Annotated in this window: 11 protein-coding genes; 7 read left to right on the top strand and 4 right to left on the bottom strand. The window is 66.4% G+C overall.

Annotation, left to right across the window (positions count from 1 at the left end; genetic code table 11):
- Positions 1-47: 47 nt before the first annotated feature.
- Genes CAG41_RS22195 through cbiE form a run of 3 tightly spaced genes read right to left on the bottom strand, consistent with a single transcriptional unit; the run spans position 48 to position 3,068 of the window.
- Positions 48-770 (bottom strand): cobalt-precorrin-6A reductase, encoded by a 723-nt coding sequence (locus CAG41_RS22195; protein ID WP_085707479.1) that lies wholly within the window; start codon positions 768-770, stop codon positions 48-50.
- Positions 767-1,864, bottom strand: coding sequence for a cobalt-precorrin-5B (C(1))-methyltransferase (locus CAG41_RS22190; RefSeq protein ID WP_085707478.1), 1,098 nt, complete (start codon positions 1,862-1,864; stop codon positions 767-769). The genes CAG41_RS22195 and CAG41_RS22190 overlap by 4 nt, the downstream gene beginning before the upstream one ends.
- Positions 1,857-3,068 (bottom strand): precorrin-6y C5,15-methyltransferase (decarboxylating) subunit CbiE, encoded by a 1,212-nt coding sequence (gene cbiE / locus CAG41_RS22185; protein WP_085707477.1) that lies wholly within the window; start codon positions 3,066-3,068, stop codon positions 1,857-1,859. The genes CAG41_RS22190 and cbiE overlap by 8 nt, the downstream gene beginning before the upstream one ends.
- Before the next feature lie 182 nt (positions 3,069-3,250).
- Here cbiE and CAG41_RS22180 point away from each other — a divergent pair, with 182 nt between their 5' ends.
- The 6 genes from CAG41_RS22180 to CAG41_RS22155 all read left to right on the top strand — a co-directional run bounded on the left by CAG41_RS22180 (position 3,251) and on the right by CAG41_RS22155 (position 15,724).
- Positions 3,251-3,901, top strand: coding sequence for a hypothetical protein (locus tag CAG41_RS22180; RefSeq protein ID WP_085582738.1), 651 nt, complete (start codon positions 3,251-3,253; stop codon positions 3,899-3,901).
- A gap of 142 nt (positions 3,902-4,043) precedes the next feature.
- The gene (gene cobG / locus CAG41_RS22175) at positions 4,044-5,342 is read left to right on the top strand and encodes a precorrin-3B synthase (RefSeq protein ID WP_085656619.1); all 1,299 of its coding nucleotides are present in this window, start codon (positions 4,044-4,046) and stop codon (positions 5,340-5,342) included.
- Complete coding sequence (locus CAG41_RS22170; RefSeq protein ID WP_085582734.1) at positions 5,335-5,961, top strand: precorrin-8X methylmutase; 627 nt, start codon at positions 5,335-5,337, stop codon at positions 5,959-5,961. The genes cobG and CAG41_RS22170 overlap by 8 nt, the downstream gene beginning before the upstream one ends.
- Positions 5,958-6,692 carry a precorrin-2 C(20)-methyltransferase gene (locus CAG41_RS22165; RefSeq protein ID WP_371856109.1) on the top strand — a complete coding sequence of 245 codons (735 nt, stop codon included), beginning with the start codon at positions 5,958-5,960 and terminating at the stop codon, positions 6,690-6,692. Before CAG41_RS22170 ends, CAG41_RS22165 begins: the two co-directional genes overlap by 4 nt.
- Positions 6,692-8,386, top strand: coding sequence for a precorrin-3B C(17)-methyltransferase (gene cobJ / locus CAG41_RS22160; RefSeq protein ID WP_085707476.1), 1,695 nt, complete (start codon positions 6,692-6,694; stop codon positions 8,384-8,386). The genes CAG41_RS22165 and cobJ overlap by 1 nt, the downstream gene beginning before the upstream one ends.
- Before the next feature lie 273 nt (positions 8,387-8,659).
- Positions 8,660-15,724 carry a TcdA/TcdB pore-forming domain-containing protein gene (locus CAG41_RS22155; protein ID WP_085707475.1) on the top strand — a complete coding sequence of 2,355 codons (7,065 nt, stop codon included), beginning with the start codon at positions 8,660-8,662 and terminating at the stop codon, positions 15,722-15,724.
- Between the two features lie 62 nt (positions 15,725-15,786).
- Here the strand turns inward: CAG41_RS22155 and CAG41_RS22150 are convergent, their stop codons facing one another.
- Positions 15,787-16,383, bottom strand: coding sequence for a MarC family protein (locus CAG41_RS22150; protein ID WP_085582726.1), 597 nt, complete (start codon positions 16,381-16,383; stop codon positions 15,787-15,789).
- A 252-nt stretch (positions 16,384-16,635) separates the two neighbouring features.
- On the opposite strand from CAG41_RS22150, the gene CAG41_RS22145 reads away from it, so the two are divergent.
- The gene (locus tag CAG41_RS22145; RefSeq protein WP_085722051.1) at positions 16,636-17,430 is read left to right on the top strand and encodes a hypothetical protein; all 795 of its coding nucleotides are present in this window, start codon (positions 16,636-16,638) and stop codon (positions 17,428-17,430) included.
- The last annotated feature ends 62 nt before the right edge of the window (positions 17,431-17,492 follow it).

Genomic DNA, 17,492 nt, shown 5'->3' with positions numbered 1-17,492 from the left:
AGGTAACAAATAGGTTACTTATCATGCAAGGCGTGGATCTTGCCTCATCAGCGACCTGTCTCCAATGCGGCAAGTGTATCTTCAAGCGTCAAAAACACCCGATCCACCTCCGGCAACACCGGCCGACCCAACACAATCACCGGCACCCCACGCTCCCGCGCCACCGCCAGCTTCGGCTCGGTCGCCGCGCTGCCGCTGTTCTTGCTGATCAGCACGTCGATCCGCCGCTGCTCGAACAGCGCCCGTTCGTCCTCGATCAGGAACGGTCCACGGGCGCCGATGACTTCGCAGCGTTCGTTGCCGGGGTAGACGTCGAGCGCGCGCAGGGTCCAGAACTGGTGCGCGGGGATTTCGTCCAGGTGCTGCAAGGGTTCGCGGCCCAAGGTGAACAGCGGGCGGCGGAAGGGTTCGAGCGCCTTGACCAGTTCGGACCAGTCGGCCACTTCGCGCCAGTCGTCGCCGGGTTCGGCTTGCCACGCGGGGCGGCGCAGGGCCCAGCAGGGGATGCCCGTCCGTTGCGCCGCGCTCACCGCGTTGTGGCTGATTTGCGCGGCGTAGGGGTGGGTGGCGTCGAGCAGCAGGCCGATGCCCTCGTCGCGGATGAACTGCGCCAGGCCTTCGGCGCCGCCGTAGCCGCCGGTGCGCACCCGGCAGGTCAGGTCGGTCGGCACCCGGCCGATGCCGGCCAGGCTGTAGATGTGTGGCGGCCCCAGGGTGCGGGCGATGGCCAGCGCTTCGGTGACGCCGCCGAGCAACAGGATCCGCTTCATCGAAACGCTCCCGCATGGCCGACGATGCCGCCTTGGCGGTCGATCGCGAAGACTTCGACCTGCACTTGCGCCGGCACCACGCTGCGGGCGAACTCCAGCGCGTGGCGGCAAACCTCGTCGCCGAGGGCGATGCCCGCCGCGCTGGCCATCGTCAGCGCCTGCTGGCTGGTGTTGGCTTCGCGGATGCGTTGCTGCAAGGCCGCATCGGCGCCCACCGCCGCCGCCCAACCGGCCAGTTGCGGCAGGTCGATGCTCGAATGGCGCGAATGCAGGTCCATGTGTCCGGCCGCCAGTTTGCTGATCTTGCCGAAGCCGCCGCACAGGCTGAGCTTGTCCACAGGCACTTTGCGCAGGTGTTTGAGCACCGCGCCGACGAAGTCGCCCATTTCGATCAGGGCGATTTCCGGCAGGCCGTAGACCCGGCGCATGGTGTCCTCGCTGGCGTTGCCGGTGCAGGCGGCGATGTGCAGGTAGCCGTTGGTCTTGGCGACGTCGATGCCCTGATGGATCGAGGCGATGTAGGCCGCGCAGGAGAACGGCCGGACGATCCCGCTGGTGCCGAGGATCGACAGCCCGCCGAGGATGCCCAGGCGCGGGTTCATGGTCTTCAGCGCCAGGGCCTCGCCGCCCTCGACGTTGACGGTGACGTCGAAGCCGCCGCCATAGCCGGTCTCTTCGGCGAGCAGGGTCAGGTGGTCGCTGATCATCTTGCGCGGCACCGGGTTGATCGCCGGCTCGCCGACGGCCAGCACCAGCCCCGGCCGGGTCACGGTGCCGACCCCTTTGCCGGCGTTGAAGCGGATCCCGGGTTCAGCGCTCAGCCGCACCTGCGAGTAGAGCAGGGCGCCGTGGGTCACGTCGGGGTCGTCGCCGGCGTCCTTGATCGTGCCGGCCTCGGCGCCGTCGCCGGTCAAGCGGCAGAACTCCAGGCGCATCTGCACCTGCTTGCCCTTGGGCAGGGTGATCTGCACCGCGTCCGCTGGGGCGCCGCCGAGCAGCAGCCGCGCGGCGGCGAGGCTGGTGGCGGTGGCGCAGCTGCCGGTGGTCAGGCCGCTGCGCAGGGGGGCGGGTTGTTCGGCGGTTTCGTCACGCATCGAGGGGTTTGACCAGTTCCAGCAGGGTGATCGGCAGCGCCTGGCGCCAAGTGTCGAAACCGCCCAGCGGCTGCGCCTGGGCGACGTGGAGGCGGGTCAGTTCGCCGCCGTGGCGTTCGCGCCAGTGCATCAGCGCGGTCTCGCTCTGCAGGGTCACCGCGTTGGCCACCAGCCGGCCGCCGGGCTTGAGCTGCGCCCAGCAGGTTTCGAAGACGTTCTCGCGGGTGACGCCGCCGCCGATGAACACTGCGTCCGGACGTTCAAGGCCAGCGAGCGCCTCGGGCGCGCGGCCGCGAACCAGTTGCAGGCCGGGCACGCCCAAGGCGTCGCGGTTGTGTTCGATCAGTTGCTGGCGGCCCTCGTCGGCCTCGATGGCCAGCGCCCGGCAACTGGGATGGGCGCGCATCCATTCGATGCCGATGGAGCCGCTGCCGGCGCCGACGTCCCACAGCAGCTCGCCGGGGCACGGTGCGAGGCGGGCGAGGGTGACGGCGCGCACATCGCGCTTGGTCAACTGGCCGTCGTGGCGGAACGCCGAGTCCGGCAGCCCGGCCAGGCGCGACAGGCGCGGGGCGCCGGTGTCGGCCAGGCATTGGAGGGCGATCACGTTAAGGTCGGCGACGACCGGGGCGTTCCAGTCGTCGGCGGTGCCGTCGATGCGGCGCTCGGCGTCGCCGCCCAGATGCTCGAGCACCGTGAGGCGGCTCGGGCCGAACCCGCGCTCGCGCAGCAGCGCCGCGACCGCCGCCGGGCTCTGGGCGTCGTTGCTCAACAGCAACAGGCGCACGCCATTGGACAGCTGCGCGTTGAGCGCCGCCAGGGGGCGGGCGACCAGGGACAGCGTCACCACGTCCTGCAACGGCCAACCGAGCCGTGCGGCGGCCAGCGAGCAGGAGGACGGCGCCGGCAGGACGCTCATCTCGTCGCCCGGCACCTGACGGGCCAGGCTGGCGCCGACGCCGTAGAACATCGGATCGCCACTGGCCAGCACGCACACCGCCTCGCCCCGGCGCTCCAGCACCGGCGCCAGCGAAAACGGGCTCGGCCACAGCTGGCGCTCGCCACGGATGCACACCGGCAGCAGATCCAGCTGGCGCTGGCCGCCGACGATCCGCGAGGCGTCCATCAGGGCGCGCCGGGCATTCCTGCCCAGTCCCTTGAAGCCGTCCTCTCCGATACCTACCACTGTCAGCCAGGGCGCCATGCCGCTCCTCAATCCGGGGTTATGGGTCAAGGCGGCATGATAACGCGGCTGACGGCGTCTGGCGCCGGCCGGTTGCCGCTGAAACTTCATGTCGTGGAAAGCCGGTTGTCCTGCCCGGGGCGTTTGCTAGGGTGCAGCCTAAACAAACAGGCATGCCAGGGTTGGCAGCAAGGAATAGGGAAATGAATGAAGGAACAGGGTCGTTCGGGCATGAAGCGACGCTGGTGGGCGATGTCTTGCTCACCGGTGTCCGGGGGCAGCCGATGGCGGACTATGGTTTTGCGCGCGATTGCACCTATCTGGCCAAGAGAGAGGCCGACCGCGTCTACAACAGCAGTACCCAGCCGGGACGGTGGATCGACTATTGCGCCGATCTTTTGTGGTCCCATGGCTGGAACCGTGACCAGCCGTCCGTGGAATACGTTCAGCCACAGTTTTCCGGCAGCGTGAAGCAGGCGTGGATCAGGGTCGCCACCGCGCTGCTGTCCCGTGCCCAGGTGGCCGGCGTGGAGGCCGGGCTGACCTCGCTCGAGCGCAGGGCCGATCTGCTGGAGGCGACCAAAGGGCTCAGCGGGAAGGCCTTCGACCTGAAGATCGTGCCGGTCAGCTACAACGCGGCCGGCGACATGGAACTGGTCGTCACCCATGTGCGGTTCATCAAATCCAGCCTGAACACCCGCTATCTGTTCTGGGACATCTCGCAGGCCATGACCCAGCTGGACATCCGGGCCCGGCGGGTGGTGATCTCGCGCAGGGTCATGGAGGCCCGACGGCCGAGCGTGGCAAAGGCCATGGAAAAACTGTCGTTCGGGTTCAAGGATTACGAGCTGTAGCCGCTTCTCGGGCGTGCCGTGCAGCCTGGTGGAGGGTTTCCGACCGTCAGGCTTTTCATGGCCTCGGGCAAAGCAGGCATAATGGCAGCCTTTCGCCCGCCCACGTGCCCACCCAGCCGGTCAACCCTTGAACGAACGTCCGATGTCCACCGCCCTTCGCCCCTCGGCCTGTCCGGGATTGCTGCGCATTGTCCAGGCGCTGGACGGCGGCATCTGCCGGATCAAGCTCGACGGTGGATCGATCACGGCGGACCAGGCCGAGGCGGTGGCCGAGGCCGCCGAGCGCTTCGCCGGCGGCGTCATCGAGGCGACCAACCGCGCCAACCTGCAGATCCGCGGGATCGGCGACCGCTCCGCAGCCCTGATCGACCAGCTGCTGGCCGCAGGGCTCGGGCCGCGCACCGCCGCCGGCGACGATGTGCGCAACCTGATGCTCAGCCCGTCTGCCGGGATCGACCGGCAGATGCGTTTCGACACCCGTCCGCTGGCGCAGCAGATCCTCGAAACCCTGCAATGCCATCCGCGCTTTCATGAACTGAGCGCCAAGTTCGCCGTGCAGCTGGACGGCGGCGAAGCCCTGGCGATGCTCGAACATCCGCATGACCTGTGGCTGTCGGCCTGGGATCGCGACGGGCAGGCGTTGTTGGCCTTCGGCCTGGCCGGTTGCCCGACGGAACCTGCGTCGGCGGCGGTGGCGCTGGAGGACGGCCATGAGTTGATTGTCGCGGTGCTGGAGTTGTTCCTCGAGTCGGCGCGCCCGGAGCAGACGCGGATGCGCCATCTGCTGGATGAACTGCCGCTGCCGGCCTTCCTCGAACGGCTCGGGGCGCGCGTGCCGCTCATGGCCCTCGACGGCTGGCAGCGCCCGCAGGCTGACGGTGCGCTGCACATCGGCGTTCACCGGCTGCACGTGCCGGGACGGGTCTACGTCGGCGCGGTGCCGCCGCTGGGGCGTCTCGACCCGGCGATGCTGCGTGGCGTCGCGGACCTTTCGCGACGGTTCGGCGACGGCAGCCTGCGGTTCACCCCGTGGCAAAGCCTGCTGCTGCCGAACATCGAAGAGGCCGACGCCGGGCAGGTGTTGCTCGGGCTTGAGCAATTGGGTCTGCGCACCCAGGCACGCGATCCGCTCACTGCCGTGATCGCCTGCACCGGCGCCAGCGGCTGCGGCAAAGGCCTGGCCGACACCAAGGCCGACGCCCGCCGGCTGGCCGCGCTGCTGCCGCAGGCCCAGGCCGTGCACCTGTCCGGCTGCCCGCGTTCCTGCGCCGCCGCACACCGTGCCCCGGCGACGCTGCTGGCCGTCGGCCCCGGCCACTATGACCTTTATCTGCGCGATGCGGCGTTGCCCGGCTTCGGCGCGCTGCACGCTCAAAACCTCACTATCGACGCGGCCGCGAGCTTGCTCGCCGCCCGCTCACGGAGCCCCCTTGATGCTTGATTACATCCGCGACGGTCAGGAGATCTATCGCAACTCCTTCGCGATCATCCGCGCCGAGGCCGACCTGGCGCGCATTCCGGCCGACCTCGAAAAACTCGCGGTGCGGGTGATCCACGCCTGCGGCATGGTCGAGGCGGTCGACGGCCTGCAGTTTTCCGAAGGCGCGGGCAAGGCCGGGCGCGATGCGCTGGCCGCCGGGGCGCCGATCCTGTGCGATGCGCGCATGGTGGCCGAGGGCATCACCCGCGCACGCCTGCCGGCGGACAACCCGGTGATCTGCACCCTGCGCGACGAGCGTGTGCCGGCGCTGGCCCGCGAGCTGGGCAACACCCGTTCCGCCGTCGCGTTGGAGCTGTGGCGCGAGCACCTGGAAGGCAGCGTGGTGGTGATCGGCAACGCGCCGACCGCCCTGTTCTACCTGCTGGAGATGATCGATGCCGGCGCCCCGAAACCGGCGTTGATCCTGGGCTTCCCGGTGGGCTTCGTCGGCGCTGCCGAATCCAAGGCCGCGCTGGCCGCCGACAGCCGCGGCGTGCCGTTCGTGATCATGCAGGGCCGCCTCGGCGGCAGCGCCATGGCCGCCGCCGCCGTCAACGCACTCGCCACGGAGATCGAATGATGCAGGCAAAAGGACGCTTGATCGGCCTGGGCGTGGGCCCCGGCGACCCGGAGCTGATCACCGTGAAGGCCTTGCGCCTGCTGCGCGAGTCGCCGGTGGTGGCCTACTTCGTGGCCAAGGGCAAGAAAGGCAACGCCTTCGGCATCATCGAGGCGCACCTGCAGGACGCACAGAACCTGCTGCCGCTGGTCTACCCGGTGACCACCGAAGCGCTGCCGGCGCCGCTGTCCTATGAACAGGTGATCAGCGACTTCTACGACGGCGCCGCCGAAGAGGTGGCCGCGCACCTGGACGCCGGCCGCGACGTGGCGGTGATCTGCGAAGGCGATCCGTTCTTCTACGGCTCCTACATGTACCTGCACGACCGCCTCGCCGCCCGCTACGAAGCCGAAGTGGTGCCTGGCGTCTGCTCGATGCTCGGCGGCGCCTCGGTGCTGGGCGCGCCGCTGGTGTACCGCAACCAGAGCTTGTCGGTGCTCTCCGGCGTATTGCCGCACGAAGAGCTGAAGCGGCGCCTGGCGGATGCCGACGCGGCGGTGGTCATGAAGCTGGGACGCAATTTCCCCAAGGTGCGCCAGGTGCTGGACGAGCTCGGCCTGGCCGGGCGTGCGCTCTACGTCGAGCGCGCGACCATGGCCAACCAGAAAATCGTGCCGCTGGATGAGGTCGAACCGATGTCGTCGCCGTACTTCTCGCTGATCATCGTTCCCGGCGAACGGTGGCAAGGCTGATGACTCCCATGCCTCCAGCCATCGTCATCCTCGGCCAGGGCAGCCTGGCCACGGCCCGCCGCATTCAGCAGGTCTACCCGACGGCGCAGGTCCTGGGCCTGGCCGGACGGGTCGACGGCGCCGACCGCACCTACGCCGAATTCGGCGCCGCCTTGCGTGAGCTGTACGCGCAGGGGACGCCGATCGTCGCCCTGTGCGCGGCGGGCATCGTCATCCGCACCCTGGCCCCGCTCCTTCTGGAAAAGGGCGCTGAGCCGGCGGTGCTGGCCGTCGCCGAGAACGGCAGCGCCGTGGTGCCGCTGCTGGGCGGCCTGGGTGGCGTCAACGTCATGGCCAGGGAGATCGCGGCCGGCCTGCAGGTCGCGGCGGCGATCACCACCAGCGGCGAGCTGCGCTTCGGCACCTGCCTGCTCAATCCGCCGGAAGGCTACGTGCTGAGCGACCTGGAGTCGGGTAAACGTTTTGTCTCCGATCTGTTGGCCGGGCACCGTGTGCGCATCGAAGGCGCTGCGCCGTGGCTGGATCAGGCGCAGTTGCCGCAGGATCCCCAGGCGCAGCGTTCGATCCATGTCGGCAGCGATGCGCAGGCGGTGAGCGCCGATGAGTTGCGGATCTACCCGCGCAACGTCGCGGTGGCGGTGAGTGCCGAAGGTGCGCAGCACATTCGCGCCGCGCTGCAGGCGGCCGATGTGGCGTTGCCGTCGCTGGCCTGCCTGGTCGCCGCCGACACCCGAATGACGGATCCGGCATTGCGTGAAACCGCGCTGGAGCTGGGTGTGCCGCTGCGTTTTGTCGCCGCCGCGAATGACATCGCCGGGCTGGCCCGCGCGGCCGTCCCAGGCGCGAAGGTCATCGAAGTGTCCTCGCGCATTGCCATCGCCGTGGCCGATCAGCCGCTTTCGGTCGACAGGATCGGCCGCCCGCGCGGACGCCTGGCCGTGATCGGCCTCGGCCCCGGCGCCGCCGAACTGATGGTGCCGGCGGTGAAGGCCGAACTGGCCCGGGCCACCGACGTGCTCGGCTACGAAACCTACGTGCGCATGGCCGGCCCGTTCCGCGACGATCAGATCCAGCACTGCACCGACAACCGCGAAGAGATGCAGCGCGCCCGCCATGCGTTCCGGCTGGCGGCCGAGGGGCGTTCGGTGATCGTGGTGTCGTCCGGCGACCCGGGCGTGTTCGCCATGGCGGCGGCGGTGCTTGAGGCGTTGCACGAGTCGGACGATCCGGCGTGGCACAGCGTCGAGCTGGAAATCCTGCCGGGGGTGTCTGCGTCCCTCGCGACGGCTGCCCAGGCCGGCGCGCCGTTGGGGCATGACTTCTGCGTGATGTCGCTGTCGGACAACCTCAAGCCGTGGTCGATCATCGAGAAGCGTCTGGATCTGGCCGCCGAAGCGGACCTGGCCCTGGCGTTCTACAACCCGATCTCCCGCGCACGTCCCTGGCAACTGGGCCGTGCGCTGGAGATCGTCGCCCGGCACCGCGCGCCGCAGACGCCGGTGGTGCTGGGCCGCGACATCGGCCGTCCGGGCCAGACCCTGCGCACGACCACGCTGGGTGCGCTGACGCCGGATCAGGTGGACATGCGCACCATGGTGCTGATCGGCTCTTCAACGACGTGCACGTTCCCCCGTGCGGAAGGCGGGGAGTGGGTCTACACGCCGCGTTGGTACGGTGAAAAACCAACGTCGTGACAACGTGAAAAACGTGTCGTTGTATTAAGGAAGGCCGTGAAACGGAAAGTTTCACGGCCTTTTTTGTGGTGCAAACAGGAGTGCTCGGAACAGGCTCGAAAAGTGCCGATAAACATTGTCGGCATCATTTGGTTTGAGCATGTTTCGTTGTTCTGTTTTTGAAAAGAATTGCATTCGTTGTCAATGGAGCCGGGGGCCTGCGCTGAGTAGTTTCCTGTTGGACGCAATTCTGCGTACTTCAAAAATGATCAGTGATGTCGAGGCATACATTCCATGCAGGATGCAAAAATCAAAAAGGATGAGGCGTACTGTGAGTTCATCGAACTGTTCAAGTTGAGCGCGCTGGAACAGGCATTGAGCCCATTCAAGGGCAGTCAGGAACACGACGCGGTGTTGCGTTACTACTTCGCCTGTATCGCAAAGCTTGAGTTGCACAGGTTGCAGGAGCCGCTGGCGCTGCTGAGACAAACACTGGAACCGATGCGTCAGACCGGTGCCGGAAAGGGGCCGGCGGACGGATTGACGCCGATCTGCGAAAAGATCGCCGACTATGAAACCCGCGTGCAGCGCAGCCTTGAACAACTGCGAACGCCAGCCACCGAAGTGCCGAAGATCATGCATTTCGTCTGGCTCGGCGGGGGCGTCGGCGAGATTCAGCGCGATTACCTCAATCTCTGGAAACGGGTGATGGCCGGCACCGGCCATGTCCTCAATCTCTGGTACGACAGCGATGCGCTGCTGGCCCACCACACCAACAAGCTGATCGTCGAGGCCGCGAAGGCCGATGCCCTTGCGCAGGTGGACGGCCGAAGCGTCACAGCGGATGAACTGGCGACGCTGTATGAAGCGCGGGCGATCGTGCTCAAGCAGCAGATGCAGGCCCATATCGAGGCGGCCGTCGCCGCCGGCCGGTCGGCGGATGACGCCAGGATCGATCTTCTGGTGCGTGCCTATGGCCAGGATGCCGATGCGTTGCGGGAACGGATCACGCAAAACCTGCTCAGCGTCGCGGCCTTCGGGGACGACGTCCTGACGCTGCGCGACCTTGGCGACCTTGAGGCGCCGATGGCGCTGCAGCACCTCTACGAACGGGAAATCCGCCTGCGCGGCAACCTGGCGGCGGCCTCCGACATCGTGCGCCTGCATGCGCTGGTCAGCGAGGGCGGCAGCTATGCGGATGTCGACGGCTTGCCGCCGCTGGCGGAGCGGCTCGGCGCGGTCGACATCACCGGCTGGGGCGCCGATGCCCGGCTCGGGGCCTTGCAACTGTTGCTCGACCGCAACCCTGACTGGATGCCGGGCCGGCAGGCCGTTCGCGGCCGCTACATCTCCTACTTCGAACGTATCCCTGAACAGTCCAGGGCCGCCCTCGATGCGTTCGCCAGCAGCCATCCGTCGCTGGGAGACGTCTTTCGGCGACCGGCAGAGCGGTCGGCGAGACCGTTCGAACTGCGTGCTGTCGCGGAGTCCAATTCGTTGAGCAATGCTTTCCTCATGGCTCACCCCGGTGCCGGGATGATCGAGGCGGTGCTGGAACGCATGCGCCTGAGCTATGCCGTCGTCGATGGCGCAGCGAAGCTGGCCCGGGAGCGAGGGGTGGCGTTCAGCGACAACGAGAGCATGGTGTCGCTTGCGCACGAGACCGTTGAGCAGGCGTTGGGGCCGTTGCCCGAACTGCCGATGGAAGAGGAAATCTTCGCCGGTTTGCTGGCCGACGCCGCTGCCGGTTACTTCCGTGACGGCATTCGCCCGCAAAGCGAGGGCACCATCTACCTGACAGGGCCTGCCGCCATGCGTGACGGCATGCGCAACTACCAGAAGCGGCATTTCACGCCGCAGGGCGCTGCGGCGCTGGGCAACGACCTGGTCATCGTCCCTTCGGCGACGGTCAACCGCATGACGGAAGAAGAACAGGATCATTCCTGGAAGGACAACGGAACCGATTCGTTGAAGTGGGTCAGCGACGAACAGGCCCATTGGCGGGACGGTCGGTATGCCATCCGTTACGGCGGCGACATCGCCCAGTTGCTCAAGCATTCGACGGTCGAGTTCCAGTCCGGCTGGCCCGTGATCGAAGGACGGGCTGTGCTCCTGAGCGGTGTCCTGCAACGGCTGGTCGACGCCTTGGGAGAACCGTTGGTGCAGGCCATGCGCAGCGGTCTGGACGGTGAGGTCAGGTTCGACAAGCCGCTGCCGCTGCGCTTCGAGGATCGGCAGGCCATCAAGGCGCAGCCGCTGGATGTCCTCCCGCCGGCCTTTGCGGGTGAAACCGGGACCGCAGGCGCAGGGGTGGACGAAGTCTTGGGCATGCTCGCCAAAGGCACCCTGCACGTTGTGCAGGCCGACCCGGTGCAGCGTCTGGCGTTGGGCGCTCTGCTGGGCGCGGACTCGCTGGACAACCGGCGTCTGGTGCAGTTGCACAGCGAGCTGGACAACCTGGCCAACAGCATCGGCGAACGGGGAAGCTCCAATCGTTACGCCGCCCTCGAACGGCATCTGTTCAAGCGCCGTCCACCCGGTTTCCTGGAGGGGCTGGCCAGTGTCGCCGATGAACCGGCGCCTGCCTCCGGCAGGGCGCTGGACCTGATGAAGAGCGTGATGCTCAATGCGCACACACCGTTCCAATGGGGGCGTCATGTGGCGCAGATCCGACAGCTTGCCACGCTGGAACACCGGATCCAGGTGCAGGAGCGCGTGGAACAGGTGCTGCAGCGCTTCGACGCGGCCAGCGTCAAGCTGGTGCCGCAGGATCTGCTGCTGCAAGGTTCGGGGGACGACCTCGCAGGGCGCTGCTATCCGTTGTCCTTGGTGATGGGGGCCGCTTTGGCGCAGGGTGAGCAGGCCTCCCGGCGTCTGCGCGAGCGCTTTTACCTGGCGGTCCTGGAGCCTGAGCAGAGTGATTCCATCGCCTTTCTGAACGGACTGGAGACGCTGCGCGATGTACCGTTGAGCGAGGTGGGCAGGCCTGCGGCGCGGATGGACCTGAGCGGGATCCGCACCAGGCTGGAGGCCTCCGGCGACCGCCTCGGCCTGATGCTCATCTCCGACAATCACGTGCTGCTCGTGGCGAAGACGGCTGCGGATGCCGGCGGCGCCACGCTGCATTTCTTCGATCCCAACTTCGGTCTGTTCGGATTCAAGGAGCCCGCCGCGTTCCAGCAGGCGCTGGAGGATTTCTTCGTCGGCGCAGGCATGGCCGGCCACTACGCCGCATTCGGTGAGCCCGGCCGGCCGATGTTCGATGTGATCGAGCTTCAGGGCGAGCGGGTGTCCGCGTTGCCGCTCTCCGCCGGGTTGCGGCTGGCGCACCTGCTGGAGTCCGACACTTTGCCGGGGCAGCCCTCGGCCCTTCCGATCCGCCGGCGGGTGGCCAGTGCCCGTGGCCGGTCACTGAGCGACAATGCCCATCTGGGACGTAGCCTGCTGGATCTGGACAGCCGCTGGTGGGCCCGGCAGATCGCCGATGCGACGGTGGGGCTGCAGGCGTTGCACGCCTCGCCCAGACCTTGGGTGCCGTTGTTCGAAACGCTTGAAGTCACGCCTGACAGCGCCTACCGGATAACCCTGGTCGATCCTCTGGACGCGACCCATGTGGTGCAGGTCGCCAGCAAGGATCACCGGTTGCTGCGCATCAGGCAGTGGCTGACCGAGCGATTCTCGACCCTGGTGGGCAAACCCCAAGGGGCGGTGCTGCCGTCGGGGCCTGTCGAGGCGGGCGCGGTCCATACGCTCAATGCCGGCTTCGCGCTGCAGTCGCTGATGATGGCGTTGCGTGAGCGTGAAGGGGATGACCGCACACTGACCCTGGCGGTACGCCTGCACGGCTACGTGAATTATGCGCAGCTCGCCCATGGCCTGGCCGTGGATGCGGCCGGCCTGATGAGACTGTATGCCGCTGCGATCAACCAGGAGCCGGTCATTGCCCGCACCTGCGCCCCGCTGGTCGGCGAAGCGCTGGGCCACGTCGCCGATGAAGGGGTGGGATCGCTGCTGGGGCTGGCCAACGTGGGTTTTGACATCTACCAATTGGCGACCGCGAAGCGCGAGGTGGAGGTGGCCCGTTTCGGCACGCAGTTGGCGTTCGACTCGGCAGGTCTCGTCGCGGGGTTGGGGGGGCTGGCGGCGGCCGCCACGGGGGCCGGCACGGCCGCTGCGGTACTCGGCGGGGCGGGCGTCATCCTGGGTGGCCTGGCGATCGGGGCGGCGGCGCTGGCCCAGGGCTTCGCCATCATCGCCGAAGAGGCGAAAACCGTCGGGCTGTTTTTCGACCATCTGGAAAAGGCCTGGAACGGCGCCGTCTACCGCTTCGACGAGGCGTTGCAGGCGTGGGTGGTGGATCCGTCTTCCCTGATCATCGAGTGCGTCGACCTGGGCACCGGCACCTTGACGCTCGGCAGCCCGAAACTGTTCAGGCTGCGCGACCACTTCGGCGTACCGGGCATCAACCCGGATGACAAGGAAGCCTTCGGTATCCGTCAGACGTGGGGGATTTCCAGCCGGATCAAGGCACCGTTGCCCGCCGGGCAATGCGTCGTTCTGCCGTGCACGCCGAACACGAACTACAGCTATGAATACCAGGCCTTGCCGTTCGCGTCATGGCGTCATGACGCCGGTTTCGATGCGGCGCGCCGTCTTGAGCGCAAGGATGGCAGCGGGCAATGGAAATTCCTGTTCTCCTTCTACTCCTTCCCCAGTCACTACATCGTGCATCGCCTGTTCCCCAACTACCTCCCCACGACCGTCGAGGTGCGGCTGGATGCGGCCGAGCGGCAGCTGGCGGTACCGATTGTGCCGCCGGCATGGCACGGGTTGCTGACCTACGCGCTCAAGGGCGCGGGCGGCACCTGCACGCTGTTGCTCAACCCGGGGGTGTCGGTCGAATTGCATTCGACCCGCTTCACACATTGCCGTTGGGTGCTGCGGGCCGATTGGGCCAGCGAGCAGGCGATCAAGAAAGTGGAAGGGGGACTGCTGATCGACGGCATTCGCGTCAAGTTCATCGGCAAGGGCCGGCATGACGTCGCGCTGGCTCTGGCCGACCGGCGTGTGTTCAGCGTCGACCTGGTTTCCGCGAAACTGGATCTGCTGCAGGACACGGCACCCGACGGCCTCGATGAGACGGCGTTGCTTGAACGCTACAAAACGCTTGCGCACGACCATCGCCTGGTTCTGCCGTACACGCCGGTCGACAACTACTTGATCCCGTTCGAGCCACCGCAGACGCCGCGTCACACCAAGGCCTGGTACGACGCGCACGAAGACCGTTTCCTGTACATGCGCGACCTGGCAATCAGCGGTTCCGACAAGACGCAGTTGGCTCTGGTGTCCGGCGGCTCGGCCTATTTCTATGAGCCGTCATCCTTTCTGGTCTGGCAAGTCGATGCCGTCAGCGGCCTGCCCCAGGCGGAGTACCGATTGCTGCTGATGCCCGGCGAAAGTTCGATCCAGCGCATCGAAGCCGATGCCCGAGGGATGATTCACGTGGTGCAGATGTCCGTCGACCGAGGGCGTGTCAAAGAACTGGGTTACCTGATTCATGACCGGCAATTGCTGCTTTGCTCGGTGACTTGCGGATCAACCCCCAAGCTGCGGGCACAGGCCTTTGCCGGGGAGAGGCTGGCGCGCTGGGCGTCGGTGTTGGGGGAGCATTGGCCGCAAGCGGGCTCGTCCGCGAAGGAAAGCGACACGACGATCGGATGGGCGCCGGCACCCTACGTTTCGGTGTGTTGGCAGATGGATGAGGCGCGGCGGGACCTGGTCTGGATCCGCGGTCGCGACCGTCTGCTGATCAACCCTCTGCCGGCGCCGGGGCAACCGCGGGGCTGGGACGACTCGACCAGGAACCTGGATCGGTTGACGTTGCTGGTTCCGGCGAATGACGAAGAGGTGTACGTGGTTTACGACCGCTCGGCCCAACGCCTTTGCCGGTTGCAGCGGATGCCGGGGGAGGGGCGCTGGTCGCATGCGTGGATCGAGCCTGATCGGCTCAAACAGGTGGTCACGACGCCGGGTGGCTATGTCGCCATCACCGAAGACGGGCACTTCTTCAACCTGAACACCGACGGCCGGCTGCAGTTCGGCGGGCTGACCGAGCACTGGCTGCAGGGCCGCTCCCGCTGGTGGGAGACGCTCAAGGCGGTCGCGCAACGTTATCCGGTGGATCGCTTCGCCCTCATCGGTTTGCTCGAACATGGAGGGCATGGGCATCTGGGCGCCTGGTACATCGATCAGCGGTTGCTGCTGTGCGCGTCGGCGAACGGTGATCGGGTCCGCTTGCTCGGTCTGGCGCCGGACAGGCGCCAGGCCTGGCTGTTCGATCCGTCCGGCGGCAGGATTCTTTCTCAGGCCTTTGTCGATCCCGGGCTTCTGGAACAAGCGTTCGCCAACGGTGCGCAGTTGCTGCGCAGCGGCCTGCTGCCCGCACCGCAGGAGGAGTGGGATGACTGGCGTTTCAGTGACGTCAGGCGCGAGGGCGCCGGGCTCAGAGGCACCACCGTGGACGGTGTGGAACTGGTTCTGCGCTTCGGGGAAACTGAGCGTGTGACCGGCGTCAACCACGCCTGGGTGACTGCCCAAGGGGATCATCTGATCCCGAACCTTCAAGCCCTGCTGCGCTCCGTAGAGCACGACGGGTTTGTGTCCACCGAAGCGGAACCCGGTGTGCGGCAATGGTACGACGTGGAGAACGCTTGCCTGGTCCGGGTCGTCGGCACGGCCCTGCGCGACGGTGACGAGCTGCTGGGCACCCGACGCCGCGAGCAAGTGCTGCTGCATGACCGGCAGGACCGGTGTGTGCTCGTCTACCCGGACGCGAAACGCCTCGGGCCGTTCACGCATGTGCAGCGCGATGCCGAGGTGATGGTGGTCGAAGGGCAGAACCGGGTGACGGATCTGCCTGCGCTGGTGCCTGACGGCGTCGGCACCGTGGTTCTGCGGGCGGGGCAGGGCGCGGTGACCTACTTTTTGCCGACGGCGCTCTGGCTCGAGCGCGATTCAGTCATCGTCGACTGTCGGCCCGTGCCGGCAGACGCCGTGACGGTTCCGGCGAAGCTGGTCTGGCTGCTGGACGATCCGCAGAGGCTGCAGTTGCAGATCGTTGACGGCCATTTGGTGCTGATCGACCCCGACAGCGAACATTGCCTGATACTCAGGGATGTGTGCAGTGACGATCCCCTGCTGCGCGGCGAAGTGTTTCTTGCGTTCGGGGCCTATCCCACCATGTCGGCTTCGCGCCTTGTCCAGCTGATGCGCACTGCACAGGGCGCGCCGGGCGGTGCCGCGCTGGGGACGTTGCTGGCGCCTTCGCGCAGCCGCCTCGCAAGCGCTGGGCCCGACTGACGGTCCGCCGAAAGGAAAGCGCCGCAGGCCTGATTGCCTGCGGCGCTCTTTGCGTGACCGGCTCAAGGCACCAGATAACCCTTTACCCCCGTGAAGATGATCTGCGCCGCCAGTGCGCAGACGAACAGCCCCATCAACCGGCTGACGATCTGCAACCCCTGGTCGCCGAGAATCCGCTCGATGCGGTTCGACAGGAACAGCACCACGCCGACCGTGAAGCTGGCCATGGCGATGCTCATGATCGCCGCGAGCTTGTCGTCCCAGTGCGGCTGGCTGACGCCCATCACCAGCAGCGCACCGATGGTGCCGGGACCGACGGTCAGCGGAATGGTCAGCGGCACGATGGTCACGTCCTGCTGCACGTTGTCGGCCTGCACCGCCGGTTTGCCCTGGGCCATGCCCAGCGCCGAGATGAACAGCACGCTGCCGGCGCCGATGCGGAACGCGTCCACGGTGATACCGAACACATCGAAGATCACCCGCCCGAACAGGTACAGCAGGACGCTGGAGACCAGCGTGGCGATCGCCACCTTCCACGCCAGCCGCCGCTGCTCCTTGCGCGAGTAGCCGCGGGTCAGGCTGATGAAGCAGGACAGCACGAAGAACGGGCTGTAGAGCACCAGCATCTTCAGGTAAACGCTGAACAACTCGTGGAGCATGATGGAAACCCGCGTCGGCGAAAGTTGAGCGGAGTCTATCAGGCGCCGGACGGTCTGTCGGCGCATTCGGTGTTTTGTTTATTGGTTAGTTGTCTTTGTTGTTTTTGGCGTTATTTAGGAGTTGTCGGCGGTTGTAAGTTTTTATTGTTATTCATTGGAAATACTCATTGGCTTGTGGGGGTTTGATGAGTTTCGTAAGTTAGTCCTGTCGGCTCGGGAAGAGTCGAACTAATTAACTAAGGAAGACGAAACATGAATGTAAACACTGTTGTAACCGTAGCCGACCGCCTGGAACGACTGAATGCCTATGATGTGACGCCGCAGGACATCACCCTGGCCCCGCGCAGCCTCAACAGGTTGACGCCCTTCAATATCGAAGTGCCTGATCGCGCTTCTGTCGTGGGCGATGCCATTCTGGCGTTCGTGTCGGGCATGTCCGAGCAGAACCGTGCGGATGTACTGAACACCTATCTGTTCGCCTCGTTGGCCGCCAACAAGAAGTACCCGTTGGAAAGCCAGGGCAAGGAGTGGTACCAGACCTTTCTCACCGTCATGCAGGACGCCGGCTGGATCATCCTGAAGAAGTACTACGATTCCACTTCGGCGTCCGGCAAGAGTTTCAAGATGGATCAACTGGCGCTGACCATCCTGGGTTCCGCCCTGGCCGCTGCGGCGGTCCCCGGGCCGACCTCGGCGCTCCTGCTGAAGGTGGCGACCGATGCGATGGCTTCGCTGCAGGCCAGCGACAAGCCGCTTCAGGTCTTCGACCAGAACATCAAGAACAAGGGCACCGGCGGTTTTGCGGTAGGTTCCTGCCTTGAGACCGAGGGGCAGGAAGTGATCCTGACCCTGGGCGCGGTGCGCTTCATCAACCGGGTCAACCAGACCAAGGTTCTTTTCGTGAATTGGGACAGCAGTTCGGTGGACCTGTACAAGGGCGAATCCAGCATGACCATGGTGCCGGCCATCATCGGAAAGACCCGCGACATCATTGCCGGCAAGTTGGGTGACCGTGCCGTCAAGCAAATCAGCGAATGGGAAATCTGATTTGACGTCATTGAGTGGCGACCACACAGTGGTCGCCACTTTTTCATGTGCAGGAGGCAAAG

Source organism: Pseudomonas sp. B35(2017), assembly GCF_002113645.1.
Classification (GTDB): Bacteria; Pseudomonadota; Gammaproteobacteria; order Pseudomonadales; family Pseudomonadaceae; genus Aquipseudomonas; species Aquipseudomonas ekonensis.
The sequence above is the reverse complement of the archived record's forward strand: the minus strand, read 5'-3'. Positions and strand labels throughout refer to the sequence as shown.

Coding starts and splice junctions, on each gene's coding strand:
- cobJ (WP_085707476.1), top strand. CDS start 6,692: ATGACTCCCATGCCTCCAGCCATCGTCATCCTCGGCCAGGGCAGCCTG.
- CAG41_RS22195 (WP_085707479.1), bottom strand. CDS start 770: ATGAAGCGGATCCTGTTGCTCGGCGGCGTCACCGAAGCGCTGGCCATC.
- CAG41_RS22165 (WP_371856109.1), top strand. CDS start 5,958: ATGATGCAGGCAAAAGGACGCTTGATCGGCCTGGGCGTGGGCCCCGGC.
- CAG41_RS22145 (WP_085722051.1), top strand. CDS start 16,636: ATGAATGTAAACACTGTTGTAACCGTAGCCGACCGCCTGGAACGACTG.
- CAG41_RS22180 (WP_085582738.1), top strand. CDS start 3,251: ATGAATGAAGGAACAGGGTCGTTCGGGCATGAAGCGACGCTGGTGGGC.
- CAG41_RS22155 (WP_085707475.1), top strand. CDS start 8,660: ATGCAGGATGCAAAAATCAAAAAGGATGAGGCGTACTGTGAGTTCATC.
- cbiE (WP_085707477.1), bottom strand. CDS start 3,068: ATGGCGCCCTGGCTGACAGTGGTAGGTATCGGAGAGGACGGCTTCAAG.
- cobG (WP_085656619.1), top strand. CDS start 4,044: ATGTCCACCGCCCTTCGCCCCTCGGCCTGTCCGGGATTGCTGCGCATT.
- CAG41_RS22190 (WP_085707478.1), bottom strand. CDS start 1,864: ATGCGTGACGAAACCGCCGAACAACCCGCCCCCCTGCGCAGCGGCCTG.
- CAG41_RS22150 (WP_085582726.1), bottom strand. CDS start 16,383: ATGCTCCACGAGTTGTTCAGCGTTTACCTGAAGATGCTGGTGCTCTAC.
- CAG41_RS22170 (WP_085582734.1), top strand. CDS start 5,335: ATGCTTGATTACATCCGCGACGGTCAGGAGATCTATCGCAACTCCTTC.